Source organism: Campylobacter concisus (assembly GCF_902460875.1).
GTDB lineage: Bacteria > Campylobacterota > Campylobacteria > Campylobacterales > Campylobacteraceae > Campylobacter_A > Campylobacter_A concisus_AA.
The window spans coordinates 80548-93876 of sequence record NZ_CABPVR010000004.1 but is presented as its reverse complement, the minus strand read 5'-3'; the positions used below and the strand labels follow the sequence as shown (position 1 = coordinate 93876).

Annotated in this window: 9 protein-coding genes, 2 tRNA genes, 3 rRNA genes and 1 pseudogene; 4 read left to right on the top strand and 11 right to left on the bottom strand. The window is 39.7% G+C overall.

Features of this window, described 5'->3' with window-relative positions; translation table 11 throughout:
• Positions 1–57: 57 nt before the first annotated feature.
• Positions 58–546 (bottom strand): DUF7832 domain-containing protein, encoded by a 489-nt coding sequence (locus tag F3H01_RS02180; protein ID WP_087586026.1) that lies wholly within the window; start codon positions 544–546, stop codon positions 58–60.
• A gap of 129 nt (positions 547–675) precedes the next feature.
• Here F3H01_RS02180 and F3H01_RS02175 point away from each other — a divergent pair, with 129 nt between their 5' ends.
• On the top strand, positions 676–933 hold the full coding sequence (locus F3H01_RS02175) for a SemiSWEET family transporter (RefSeq protein WP_021091682.1): 258 nt from the start codon (positions 676–678) through the stop codon (positions 931–933).
• A 65-nt stretch (positions 934–998) separates the two neighbouring features.
• Here F3H01_RS02175 and F3H01_RS02170 read toward each other — a convergent pair whose 3' ends face one another.
• The 4 genes from F3H01_RS02170 to F3H01_RS09370 form a co-directional block, all read right to left on the bottom strand.
• Positions 999–1466, bottom strand: a complete 468-nt coding sequence (locus tag F3H01_RS02170; protein ID WP_149724686.1) for a hypothetical protein — start codon at positions 1464–1466, stop codon at positions 999–1001.
• 8 nt (positions 1467–1474) lie between these two features.
• Positions 1475–2740: a 3-isopropylmalate dehydratase large subunit gene (gene leuC, locus F3H01_RS02165; protein ID WP_149724685.1), complete on the bottom strand. Its 1266-nt coding sequence runs from the start codon at positions 2738–2740 to the stop codon at positions 1475–1477.
• An 83-nt stretch (positions 2741–2823) separates the two neighbouring features.
• Positions 2824–4809 carry a TonB-dependent siderophore receptor gene (locus F3H01_RS02160; protein WP_223155339.1) on the bottom strand — a complete coding sequence of 662 codons (1986 nt, stop codon included), beginning with the start codon at positions 4807–4809 and terminating at the stop codon, positions 2824–2826.
• Entirely contained in the window at positions 4794–4967 is a 174-nt protein-coding gene (locus F3H01_RS09370; RefSeq protein ID WP_223155327.1) for a hypothetical protein, read from the bottom strand. Before F3H01_RS09370 ends, F3H01_RS02160 begins: the two co-directional genes overlap by 16 nt.
• 234 nt (positions 4968–5201) lie before the next feature.
• Here F3H01_RS09370 and F3H01_RS02155 point away from each other — a divergent pair, with 234 nt between their 5' ends.
• The 3 genes and pseudogenes from F3H01_RS02155 to F3H01_RS09365 form a co-directional block, all read left to right on the top strand.
• The gene (locus tag F3H01_RS02155) at positions 5202–6524 is read left to right on the top strand and encodes an NFACT RNA binding domain-containing protein (protein ID WP_149724684.1); all 1323 of its coding nucleotides are present in this window, start codon (positions 5202–5204) and stop codon (positions 6522–6524) included.
• 2 nt (positions 6525–6526) lie between these two features.
• Positions 6527–6871 carry a hypothetical protein gene (locus tag F3H01_RS02150; RefSeq protein WP_107696099.1) on the top strand — a complete coding sequence of 115 codons (345 nt, stop codon included), beginning with the start codon at positions 6527–6529 and terminating at the stop codon, positions 6869–6871.
• 61 nt (positions 6872–6932) lie between these two features.
• Positions 6933–7136: pseudogene (locus F3H01_RS09365) on the top strand (Rrf2 family transcriptional regulator); the annotation flags it as partial.
• A gap of 145 nt (positions 7137–7281) precedes the next feature.
• On the opposite strand, the gene F3H01_RS09670 reads toward F3H01_RS09365, so the two are convergent.
• The 6 genes from F3H01_RS09670 to F3H01_RS02115 form a co-directional block, all read right to left on the bottom strand.
• Positions 7282–7725 carry a ComEA family DNA-binding protein gene (locus F3H01_RS09670; protein ID WP_149724683.1) on the bottom strand — a complete coding sequence of 148 codons (444 nt, stop codon included), beginning with the start codon at positions 7723–7725 and terminating at the stop codon, positions 7282–7284.
• Positions 7726–7905: 180 nt separating this feature from the next.
• Positions 7906–8024: ribosomal RNA gene (gene rrf, locus F3H01_RS02135) — 5S ribosomal RNA — on the bottom strand.
• 133 nt (positions 8025–8157) lie between these two features.
• Positions 8158–11060, bottom strand: a 23S ribosomal RNA gene (locus F3H01_RS02130).
• 326 nt (positions 11061–11386) lie between these two features.
• Positions 11387–11462 (bottom strand) — tRNA-Ala (locus F3H01_RS02125).
• Positions 11463–11474: 12 nt separating this feature from the next.
• A tRNA-Ile gene (locus tag F3H01_RS02120) sits at positions 11475–11551 on the bottom strand.
• Between the two features lie 94 nt (positions 11552–11645).
• Positions 11646–13156 (bottom strand): 16S ribosomal RNA (locus tag F3H01_RS02115).
• The 16S, 23S and 5S rRNA genes sit together here with 2 tRNA genes alongside, the layout of an rRNA operon.
• Positions 13157–13329: the final 173 nt, after the last annotated feature.

The following is a 13329-nucleotide window of genomic DNA, read 5'->3' as shown; positions in this document are numbered from 1 at the left end:
TGATCTACCAAAAATATGTGATAAAAACTTATTTTTGTTTATGCTACTTGTAAAATTTTAAGCCTGCTTTGCCCTTTTCATTGTTAAAAATTCCTCGTAGCGACGATCAATGATAGCTTTGATCAAGGCATAGTTTTCTTGTGAATTTTCTATATAAAAATAGGCGTTATCAAAGTATTTTTCACCAAATTTTTTCGAAACAAAATCCGTATAATCCTGCAAATACCAACCATACATTTTGGCAAATTTTGTCCGATCGGTCGTATAGTAAGCTTTTGCAAAGGCTTTACCAGCAGTATTTAGCTCCGCGCTTCCAAGTACGCCGTCCATAGCGTCAAAAAGATACTGACGATAGTTAAAATTTTCGTCCATCTGTGCTATATCGTCCGCAAAATCTGCCGCAAATTCCTTTGAATAAAATTTGTGTTCCATGCACCAGCGAAAGAAAAATGCAATGTGTGTCGCACCGTTTTCATGCGGTATATCAGTCGGCGCATCTTTCGCACCCCAATGCCATTTTGCTTTGTCATATACTATATCTGGCATTTTTATCCTTTTAAAATGCTCAATTTTACCAAAACCATCTTAATCGCAGTAAAAATCATGGCTATTTTATCCATTTGCTTGCTATGGTTAAAAAAAAGATATAATGGCGCTTTTATTTAAGGAGAAGCAATGAGCGAAAAAAATCTACAAATTTTAGGCTGGATCGGCACATGCCTATCAGTTGTTATGTACTTTTCATACATCCCACAAATAATGGGTAATCTTGATGGCAACAAGACGCCTTTTATACAGCCACTGGCAGCCGCACTAAACTGCACAATCTGGACAAGCTACGGCCTATTAAAAGCTAAAAAAGACTATCCACTTTCTGCTGCAAACTTCCCAGGTATAATTTTTGGTCTTTTGGCAACTATAACAGCGTTTTAATACGCCATTTAGATGTTGCGGTGATTTTACAATAAAACATTATTTGCTTCGCCGCAACAACTAATTTATAGTGTTTGCGCTATTTTGGCTAACTTTTCTTTAATTATATTGCCTTTTGAGCTTAGCGAAAAGATCATTTGTACTAGCTCCTCAGTTGTTGCCTCTATTCTTTTGTCATCACTATCTAAAGTTCTGAATTTGTTTAGGATAAGCGGACCGAATTCTTGATATGTAGACATAAAATCCTTATAGTCCTCTTGCAGTTCTGGTGCGTAAAAACTGATAAGCGAGTGTAATTTACCAATTTCAAATTTTGGATTTTCTATATTTAAATTTGGATTTATTAATAAAGCTACTTTGTAATGTATTCCCCCTAAAATATCCCCAACTATAATAAACGCTTCCTCTAGCTTTTGTCGCCTGAGTTTATTTTTCTCTTTTTTCGTGTTTAGATTAGCGTACACCCATTGCGCACACATTGTTAGGACTGCACCAAGTACAATTTTCAATGAGTCAGATATCAAACTATCCATATTATTTTTTATAAGTCCCTCGGATCGGCGATTTTACCTGCTATGGCTGAGGCCGCTACAACTGCTGAGTTGGCTAGATAAATTTCACTCGTTCTATCGCCCATACGTCCGACGAAATTTCTATTTGTCGTCGAGATGCAGCGCTCATTTGCACCTAAAATTCCCATATATCCGCCAAGACAAGCGCCACAAGTTGGATTGCTCACAACCGCTCCTGCATCAATGAAAATGTCAATTAAGCCCTCTTTTTCGGCAGCTCTTGCGATCTTTTGCGTCGCTGGAGTGATGATAAGCCTTGTCTTGCGAGCTACTTTTTTGCCTTTTAAAATTTGTGCTGCGATTCGAAGGTCGCTTAGGCGGCCATTTGTGCATGAACCGATAAATGCTTGATCAATGGCTAAATCGTCACGAACCGCCTGCCTTACGCTCTTGCCGTTGCTTGGCAAAAATGGATATGCGATAACTGGATCAAGATTAGTCACATCAATCTCTAAAATTTTGTCGTATTTTGCGCCCTCGTCTGAGTAGAAAAATCTTGGTTTATCGCGTAAATTTTTATCTTTTAAAAACTCTTTTGTGATCTCATCAACCGCGATGATACCGCTCTTTGCACCAGCTTCAATCGCCATATTACACATTGAAAATCTATCATCCATACTAAGGCCCTCTATCACCTCACCGCTAAACTCAAGCGCCTTGTAAAGTGCGCCATCAACGCCTATTTGACGGATGATCTCAAGGATAAGGTCCTTGCCGTAGACGTGCTTATCAAGTTTGCCTTTAAAAATGACCTTGATGCTCTCAGGCACTTTAAACCAGTTTTTGCCAGTGATCATCGCATAAGCTAGGTCGGTACTGCCCATACCAGTGCTAAACGCTCCAAGAGCGCCGTGCGTACAGGTGTGACTATCTGCGCCGATGATAACGTCACCTGGGATGACTAGCCCCTTTTCAGGCAAAAGCGCGTGCTCGATGCCCATATCTTTTTCATCAAAATAGTTTTTAAGGTCGTGTTTATAGGCAAATTCGCGTGAAATTTTGGCTTGGTTGGCGCTTAAGATATCTTTTGTCGGGATGTAGTGATCCATAACGATGGCAAAGCCGTCTGGGTTAGCTAGCTTTTTAGCGCCGCTTCGCTCAAACTGCTTGATCGAAATAGGTGTCGTGATGTCGTTGCCTATGATCATATCGATCTTGCTCTCGATGATCTCTCCTGCGCCTACCTCTTTGCCAACGTGATCTGAAAATATTTTCTCGGTGATAGTTTGTTTCATAAATTTCCTTTAAATTTTGAGGCGATTTTAACGAAAATTGCTAAATTTAAAGAAAATTTACTAAGCCAAAAGGCCTAGTAAATTTAAAATTTAACGCTAGCTGTTAGCATAAACTGACGAGCATAACCTGGGGTGATAGGCAACACTGAAGAGTCGGTTCCAGATGATGCTGTTACGTAGTAAAGTTTATCAGTTAGGTTTTTCACATTAAATGCAAAATTTGTCTCATAGCCTGAAATTCTAGTCGTATAGCTAACAAAAGCATCGTAAGTAATAGCATGTGGTAATTTATAAAAGCTTCCATAAGCTGCTGAGTTTTTTTGTTGATTGTAAGTATACCAAGAGCCAAAATACCTGGCGCCACCACCTATTCTTAGACCTTTTACGCCAAGATGGGTAAAATCGTAATTAGCAAATAAACTCGCTTGATGCTTTGGAGTAGCCTCAAGCGGCCTACCCACTTTCCAAGCCATATTTCTATCTTCTTTTAGTTTAGTTTTGGTATAGGTATAGCTTGAACTTACACTAAGTCCATCTGTAATACGTCCATTAAAATCAAACTCTACTCCTCTAGAATTTGCTTTACCACTCGTATATGATATATTGTTTACATTGTTTATAATATTTTTCTTATCGATATTAAATAAAGCTGCCATTGCGGTTATGCTATTGTTTTGAAATTTTGTTCCAAACTCGATAGATTTTCCCTCTTCTGGCTCTAATGAGACAGCACCTTTGTTGCCGATAGAGGTTTGTGGCTTAAAGCTTTGAGAGTGGCTAGTATAAACTAACCACTCAGGAGTTAGTAGATATAAAAGTCCGACATTATAAAGCAGCTTGCCACCACTTTTATCTATACTTTTAGTAAAAGGCAAAGGTCTGGCAATATATCTGTTTTGATCGCCTACTATTTGGTTGTAGTATTCATACCTTAGTCCCGCTACAAATATTAAGCTATCAGTTAAATTTATACTATCTTGTGCGTAAGTACCGATCGTTTTTAGTTTGTGGTATTGCGTCTTTTTGCTAGCACCTCTACTTTTGATGTCATCTACGCTAACTCTACCATAAATAGGCGAGTAGATATTTATATTATTTCTAGCATCATTTGCTTCGATCTGACGAGCTTCTGGACGTTGTCTTAGATACTCTTTAGCATCTACTCCAAATAAAAGATTATGAGTTATGCTTCCAGTTTCTACTATACCGTTTAATGTAAGTGATCCAGCATGGGTCTTATGCTCAAAATCTTCATACCACTCCATACGTCTTTTTGCGATTCCACTAGCCAAATTTATATTCATAATGCGAGCTTGTCCGTACTCATGTAGTGAGCGTGAAAATGCATAAGCTCCTTTTAATAGCCAATTCTCGCCAAAATTTTTCTCAAAACTTAGATCAAAAGTATCTACTTTGCCGTCTATTTCGTTGAATGGCTCATCTAACCTGACTTTTTTATCTATGTCTAAAATTTGTCCTGATTCTAGCATATACATGCCGCGATCTGCGGGGTCGGTGTATTTTGTATGGGAGTAGGCAGCATCAATACGATAGTCGTCGCCTTTATAACTTATACTTGGAGCGATGAGTAAATTTTTATATTCGCCATACTCTCTCCAATAATCCTTACCCGACCAATCAAATATAAATCTATATGCAAAACCGCTCTCACCCAAAGCTCCAGTTGAATCAAAGCCAAAATCTCTATACTTTTTATTACCGGTGCCAAGCCAAATTTCATTGCTATTTTCATAAAGCGGTTTTTTAGTTACTAGATTTATGATACCGCCGGCATCTTGAACGTCGTAAAGCAAGCTTGCTGGGCCCTTTAACACCTCGACGCTTTGTACAGTTGCATTAAAGTTGTGCGTCACACCAGCTGATACACCATTACGCATTATAGAGCCGTCACGTCCGCCACCAAAGCCACGCTTTAAAGCCGCATCAAAATTTCCTGAAGTTGTATTCGCATAGCTAACACCACTTACGTTTTGAAGCGATTCCATTAAATTTTCTGGCTTTTTATCCTTTAGCTGCTGCTGGGTTACAACGTTTACAGTTTGTGGTATCTCAAGAATTGGCGTATTTGTCTTGCCACCTCACTCGTTGTGGCTCTATAACCATCGTCTGCGCTATCTTCAATGCTAATTCCATCTAAGCTTACATCAGCAGCATTTAAAGCAGAAATAGCAAAACAAAGCACCGCACTAATGCGAAATTTATTCATTTATCATCCCTTAAAGAAAATTTAATATTATAAAAATAGTTATCATTATATAAAAATATATTTTAAATTTTTATGAAAAAAATTTACGAAAAATTTATATTTTAATAACATTACAAATAAAACATTTGAAAAAATTAAACATGGATCAGAAAACAGATTTTTACTATTCTTTTCATAGCTAGCGATAAAGCTTTTATTAAAACATTTTTGCAACATTTCTGATATAATCCCCACATGAAGTACGCACATTTAGTTCAAATAGCAAGTTATCTATCAAATTTTACAAAGATAAACCAAGCAAAACGCATTAATGATATGGCTATTTTGATCGAATTTAATGGAGAGAAGATCATCTTTGATCTAAACAAATCAAACTCCGCTATCTACAAAGATGACGAGCTAAAAGAAGCAAAAATTTATCAAGCACCCTTTGATAATGTGCTAAAAAAGCGATTTAATGCCTCGCATATAAAAAGCGTTGAATGCTTAAAAGACAATAGAATTTTAAAATTTATCTGCACGCAAAGTGGCTCATATAAAAGTGAAAATTTTGTGCTTTATCTTGAATTTACTGGCCGCTTTACAAATGCTGTAATAACTGATGAAAACAACGTAATCATTGAAGCGTTAAGACACATCGACAACAGCTATCGAAAGATAGAAACTGGCGAAGTTTTAAGAGAGCTTTCAGCTATCACCATCAAAGAAAAACCGTGCGAGCCCATAACTGACTTTGAGGCGTTTTTTAAGAGCGAAGCGGACAGAGTAAATGAATCCAGGATAGCTAGCTTAAAAGAGGCGAAGCTTGCAAGCGTACAAAAAAAGATAGATAGCATGAGCGAAATTTTAAACTCACTTGAAGATAAAGATGAGCTAATAAAAAAGAGTGAAGAAGCTGCGAATTTAGGATCACTTTTGCTTGCAAATTTAGGGAATTTTAAAGGTTATGAGAGGGAAATTTGTCTAAAAGATTTTGATGGCAACGAGATAAAACTAACTCTTAGCGATACACCAAAAAATAGTGCAAATGAGTTTTACACAAGATCAAAAAAGCTTCGTGCAAAAGCTATTGGCGTGGAGATAGAAAAGAGAAATTTAAGTGAAAAGATCGAGTTTTTTGAAGGTCTAAAATCTCTTTTAAAAGAAGCGAACAGTCTTTATGAGCTTGAAATTTTAAGCCCAAAAAACAAGGCAAAACAAAGAGAACGTAATGTGAAAGATGTGAGTGAAAATGCTGAAATTTTTTACGTTAGAGAATTTAAAATTTTAGTTGGTAGAAATGAAAAAGGTAATATAAATTTGCTTAATCTTGCTAAAAAAGATGACATCTGGCTTCATCTAAAAGACGCCCCAAGCGCCCATGTCATCATCAAGACAAACAAGAGTAGGGTGCCTGAAGATGTGCTAGAAATGGCAGCTAAATTCTGTGTGGAATTTAGTGTAAAGGGAGCTGGCAGATACGAGGTAGACTACACTAAGCGTGAAAATTTAAAACGTGAAAACGGTGCAAATGTCACTTATACGAACTATAAAACTATCATCATAAATAAAGGCTAAAAATGGCTGTAACACCTTTAGGAAATAGTAACTTTATAAATCAAAATGCCCCAGTAGTATCGCAAGTGCATGCAAATCAACAAGCTAGATTTGATATGCAGTCTTTAATGGCAGCTGAGCTTGCCTCGCAACAAAGTGAAGAGATCAAAGAGGTGCGTCCGATGGAAGAGTCTTATAAAATAGACCCTGAAAAGGAACATGAACGCCAAAAAAATGAAGAAGAGGCAAGTGAGTTTGAGAGCGAAAAACAAAATTCAAGAGATAGTGACGGAGAAAATTTGGACGATATAGCAGATAATGAGGAAATAGTGCCTAGCGAACATCATATGCTTGACATAACTATTTGATGCCTAAACACCCCGGCCCCACAAACACCATATCTCAAGTCAGTGATACCCTCCCCAATACCTAACCCTCCTTCAAATTTTTAACGCAGTAAATGATAAAGAAAAACTTTTCAAGATCCACTCTGACTCACCTAAAGCTTGCCCACTTGGTGGCAAGATCGAAGGCCTCTTAACCCCTCCCCTCCTAAAAGCACAAGAAGCTTTAGAGGATAGTTTAAGAAGCATTACTTTACAAGATCTATTAGATGAACTTATTAATCTATAAAATTTAAAAAGTTGACAAACTAAGTTATAGAATTTAAAAAGTAGGCAAATATATAAAAACCAATCTATTTTTTATTAGGAACGCTATGCGCTCCTAACTATTTTTATATACTTTATATAAGAATTTTATAAATTCCTAGATTTTATTACTCTTTGCTTTTCTCTTTTTTAGCTTTGCTCTTTTTCTCTGCTTTATCTTTTGGGCTTTCTTTCTTATCTTTGACTTCTTTTACGCTATCTTTAGCACCATCTTTTTTCTCTTTTACTTCATCACTCTTTTTACTTACTTTTTCTTTTATCTCATCTTTTTTAGATTTTATTTTTGATTTTGTGTCATCTATCTTTGTAGTGCCTGATACTGATATATCTGATTTTAAATTTTCAAATGTCTTATCACCTATACCATTTACATTTTTTATATCTTCTATTGAGTTAAATTTATTCGCTTTTCTATACTCAATTATTGCATCTGCCTTTGAAGATCCTATGCCATCTAAACTCATTAGCTCTTCTTTTGTGGCAGTGTTTAAATTTATGGCTGCTAGTAATGTAGAAGCTGCTGCTAATAGTGAGAATATAATCTTTTTCATTTTTGTCCTTTTTGGGTAAATTTGGGTTTGGAGTCTATCATATTTGGTGTTTTTAGTCAACACTCGTATAAAAGCATAAACTAAAAGATATTTATAAATGTAAAGATAAAAAGTCTAATTATTTAAGAATATAAATATTAAAAGATGATTGTTTAGATAAAGAATATTAAAAATTAACAAAGCCCGCAACGACCTACTTTTCCAACATCCCAGTAAGGGAGAGTATCATCAGCCAGGACGAGCTTAGCTTCTTGGTTCGAGATGGAGCAAGGCGTTTCCTCGTCTGTATAGTCACGGGCAGTGTTAAATAAAAGATATATCAGATAAATCTCTTATTTAACACTACTTGATAAAGTTAAAAGTCATAAACAAAGTTTTATAAAAACATATCATATTAAGTTTTTATCCTTAACAAGGAAGTGATGCTTATTAAAAGATAAGCAGACGAGCTATTAGTACTGGTCAGCTAAAGGACTTTCATCCATTACACACCCAGCCTATCAAACACATAGTCTATATGAGCTCTTAAAAGAAGATTCATCTTGGAGTTGGCTTCCTGCTTAGATGCTTTCAGCAGTTATCACATCCCAACATAGCTACCGAGCGGTGCTCTTGGCAGAACAACTCGTACACCAGTGGTTGGTTCGACCCGGTCCTCTCGTACTAGGGTCAACTCTCCTCAATCTTCTTACGCCCACGGCAGATAGGGACCGAACTGTCTCACGACGTTCTGAACCCAGCTCGCGTACCGCTTTAAATGGCGAACAGCCATACCCTTGGGACCTGCTCCAGCCCCAGGATGCGATGAGCCGACATCGAGGTGCCAAACCTCCCCGTCGATGTGAGCTCTTGGGGGAGATCAGCCTGTTATCCCCGGGGTACCTTTTATCCTTTGAGCGATGGCCCTTCCACACAGAACCACCGGATCACTAAGACCGACTTTCGTCCCTGCTTGACGTGTATGTCTCGCAGTTAAGCTGGCTTTTGCCTTTATACTCTGCGAACGATTTCCAACCGTTCTGAGCCAACCTTTGTAAGCCTCCGTTACATTTTGGGAGGCGACCGCCCCAGTCAAACTACCCACCAGACATTGTCCTACTTGAGGATAACTCAAGCTAGTTAGCTATCAGAATAAAAAAGAGTGGTATCTCAACAATGGCTCACCATAAACTGGCGTCTATGGATCAAAGCCTCCCACCTATCCTGCACATTTTTATCCCAATAGCAGTGTCAAGCTGTAGTAAAGGTCCACGGGGTCTTTCCGTCTTGCCGCGGGTAGGAGGAATTTTCACCTCCACTACAATTTCACTGGATCCCTCTTCGAGACAGCTCCCATCTCGTTACGCCATTCATGCAGGTCGATATTTAATCGACAAGGAATTTCGCTACCTTAGGACCGTTATAGTTACGGCCGCCGTTTACTCGGGCTTCGATCAAACGCTTCGCAGAGCTAACGTCATCAATTAACCTTCGAGCACCGGGCAGGCGTCACACCCTATACATCCTCTTACGAGTTAGCAGAGTGCTGTGTTTTTGGTAAACAGTCGGGAGGGACTCTTTGTTGTAACCTTCAATGCTTACGGAGTAAATCCTTCACAAAGTTAGGCACACCTTATACCGAAGATACGGTGCTATTTTGCAGAGTTCCTTGAAGAGAGTTCTTCCACGCGCCTTAGAATACTCATCCCACCCACCTGTGTCGGTTTACGGTACGGGCAACTATAACTAAACTTAGAAACTTTTCTTGGCTCGACAGTATCGGCAATTCGCTATCCATTCCGAAGAACTTCAAACGCCTGTGGGGTCTCGGCTTAAAAAGATCCGGATTTGCCTGGATCTTAACCTACACCTTTCGACTAGCACTACCATTCGCTAGCTTGCTTAACTCTAAGCGTCCTTCCATCGCACATTATAGTTGGCATTGGAATATTAACCAATTTTCCATCGCATACCCCTTTCGGACTTTGCTTAGGACCCGGCTAACCCTACGATGACGAGCATCGCGTAGGAAACCTTGGGTTTACGGCGTTGGGGATTCTCACCCCAATTATCGCTACTCATGCCTGCATGCTCACTTGTATTCGCTCCAGCACTCCTTACCGGTATACCTTCAACGCAAATACAACGCTCTCCTACCACTTAGAAAACTAAGTCTAAAGCTTCGGTACTCATTTTAGCCCCGTTATATTTTCCGCGCAGAATCACTAGACCAGTGAGCTATTACGCTTTCTTTAAAGGATGGCTGCTTCTAAGCCAACCTCCTGGTTGTTTAAGTAACTCCACATCGTTTTCCACTTAAATGAGATTTAGGGACCTTAGCTGTTAGTCTGGGTTGTTCCCCTCTCGACGACGGATTTTATCACTCGCCGCCTGACTGCCATGATTACACACTAGGTATTCGGAGTTTGATAGGGTTTGGTACATTGGTGTATGCCCTAGCCCATTCAGTGCTCTACCCCCTAGTATTACTACATGACGCTATACCTAAATATATTTCGGAGAGAACCAGCTATCACGATGTTTGATTGGCCTTTCACCCCTATCCACAAGTCATCCCATAGCTTTTCAACGCTAGCGGGTTCGGTCCTCCACCGGCTCTTACACCGGTTTCAACCTGCTCATGGATAGATCACATCGTTTCGGGTCTGCAACGTCTGACTAAACGCCCTATTAAGACTCGCTTTCGCTACGGCTCCGGGTTTCCTTAACCTTGCCAGACATCACAACTCGCAGGCTCATTATGCAAAAGGCAGTCCATCACCCTGATAAATCATAGGGCTCTGAATGATTGTAAGCAAATGGTTTCAGGTTCTATTTCACTCTGATCACCTCAGTTCTTTTCACCTTTCCCTCACGGTACTTGTGCACTATCGGTCTAGTAGTAGTATTTAGGGTTGGATAGTGGTCTACCCAGCTTCAGACAGAATATCACGTGTTCCGCCCTACTCAGGATACTGCTAAGTAAAACAAAGCTTTCATATACGGGAGTATCACCCTCTATGCTTAATCTTTCCAGATTATTCTATTAGCTAAGTTTAGTCTATATTGCAGTCCTACAACCCCACTAGTAAACTAGTGGTTTGCCCTCTTACGCGTTCGCTCGCCGCTACTAGCGTAATCTCTTTTGATTTCTTTTCCTGAGGGTACTAAGATGTTTCAATTCCCCTCGTTCGCTCCATATTAGGTAGTTAAGCTCGCACTTAACTGGGTTGCCCCATTCAGAAATTCCCGGATCAAAGCCCCTTGACGGCTCCCCGAGACTTATCGCAGCCTGGCACGTCTTTCATCGCCTCTACTAGCCAAGGCATCCACCACTTGCTCTTTGTAGCTTACCTTTTCTATATTAGATTATTCTAATTCGCATCACTTCCTTGTTAAAGATAACTTTATGTTACTATATTTAAATTCTAGCTCTCAAGACGGAAAGCATTGACTACTATTTAGATAAGTTTTAAATCCTAAATAGATTGTGACATCAAACTTTTGCATTAAATGCAAAGAGAATAGAAATTTAAATCTTTAACAAGTCCTGTAAAATTGTTTTTAAAACTTGCTTGTGACTATTAACAATATTAATTAAAAGAACATTTAGACAAAAGTCTAATTAGAAAGTTTAATTTTTAAGCTCTCTAATTAGACTTAATATAGTTAAACTATTTTATGGTGGAGAATAGCGGGATCGAACCGCTGACCTCCTGCGTGCAAAGCAGGCGCTCTCCCAGCTGAGCTAATTCCCCAATTAAATTCTCTGGTGGGCCTAACAAGACTTGAACTTGTGACCTCACCCTTATCAGGGGTGCACTCTAACCAGCTGAGCTATAGGCCCCTATAGGTCTATCAATCTTTCAAAACTAAACAAGGATGATTGAGAATATCTTTCTTATAGATATCTTGTGAGAGAATATCTATATGTACTCTAGAAAGGAGGTGATCCAACCGCAGGTTCTCCTACGGTTACCTTGTTACGACTTCACCCCAGTCGCTGATTCCACTGTGGACGGTAACTAATTTAGTATTCCGGCTTCGAGTGAAATCAACTCCCATGGTGTGACGGGCGGTGAGTACAAGACCCGGGAACGTATTCACCGTAGCATGGCTGATCTACGATTACTAGCGATTCCGGCTTCATGGAGTCGAGTTGCAGACTCCAATCCGAACTGGGACATATTTTATAGATTTGCTCCATCTCGCGATATTGCTTCTCATTGTATATGCCATTGTAGCACGTGTGTCGCCCCGGACATAAGGGCCATGATGACTTGACGTCGTCCACACCTTCCTCCTCCTTACGAAGGCAGTCTCATTAGAGTGCTCAGCCGAACTGTTAGCAACTAATGACGTGGGTTGCGCTCGTTGCGGGACTTAACCCAACATCTCACGACACGAGCTGACGACAGCCGTGCAGCACCTGTCTTAACATTTCTGCAAGCAGACACTCTTCTATCTCTAGATGATTTGTTAGATATCAAGTCCGGGTAAGGTTCTTCGCGTATCTTCGAATTAAACCACATGCTCCACCGCTTGTGCGGGTCCCCGTCTATTCCTTTGAGTTTTAATCTTGCGACCGTACTCCCCAGGCGGTATACTTAATCCGTTAGGTGCATTACTGCCAAGACTAGCTTAGCAACAACTAGTATACATCGTTTAGGGCGTGGACTACCAGGGTATCTAATCCTGTTTGCTCCCCACGCTTTCACGCATTAGCGTCAGTTGAGTTCCAGCAGATCGCCTTCGCAATGGGTATTCCTGGTGATCTCTACGGATTTTACCCCTACACCACCAATTCCATCTGCCTCTCCCTCACTCTAGATTATCAGTTTCCCAAGCAGTTCTATGGTTAAGCCATAGGATTTCACAAGAGACTTGATAATCCGCCTACGCGTCCTTTACGCCCAGTGATTCCGAGTAACGCTTGCACCCTCCGTATTACCGCGGCTGCTGGCACGGAGTTAGCCGGTGCTTATTCGTTAGGTACCGTCATTATTCTTCCCTAACAAAAGGAGTTTACGCTCCGAAAAGTGTCATCCTCCACGCGGCGTTGCTGCTTCAGGGTTTCCCCCATTGAGCAATATTCCCTACTGCTGCCTCCCGTAGGAGTCTGGACCGTGTCTCAGTTCCAGTGTGACTGATCATCCTCTCAGACCAGTTATGCGTCATAGCCTTGGTGAGCCATTACCTCACCAACTAGCTGATACAATATAGCCTCATCCTACACCGAAAAACTTTCCCTATCTAACTTATGTAAGATAGGAGTATAGAGTATTAGCAGCCGTTTCCAACTGTTGTCCTCTAGTGTAGGGCAGATTAGCTATACATTACTCACCCGTGCGCCACTAACTCATAAGAGCAAGCTCTTACTTGTCCGTTCGACTTGCATGTATTAGGCACGCCGCCAGCGTTCACTCTGAGCCAGGATCAAACTCTCCATATTAATTACCTAGCAAAATTTATTTGATAGGATTTTATTATGAAGTTTTTAATCAAAAAACTTTTAGTTTTATTTATTAGTTTGTCTAATCTATTATAAATTATAAAATAATAGACTGGCTCAATCGATCACTTGTTTAGATTTCAAAGATTGACTAATAGTTTAACAATTGTAAG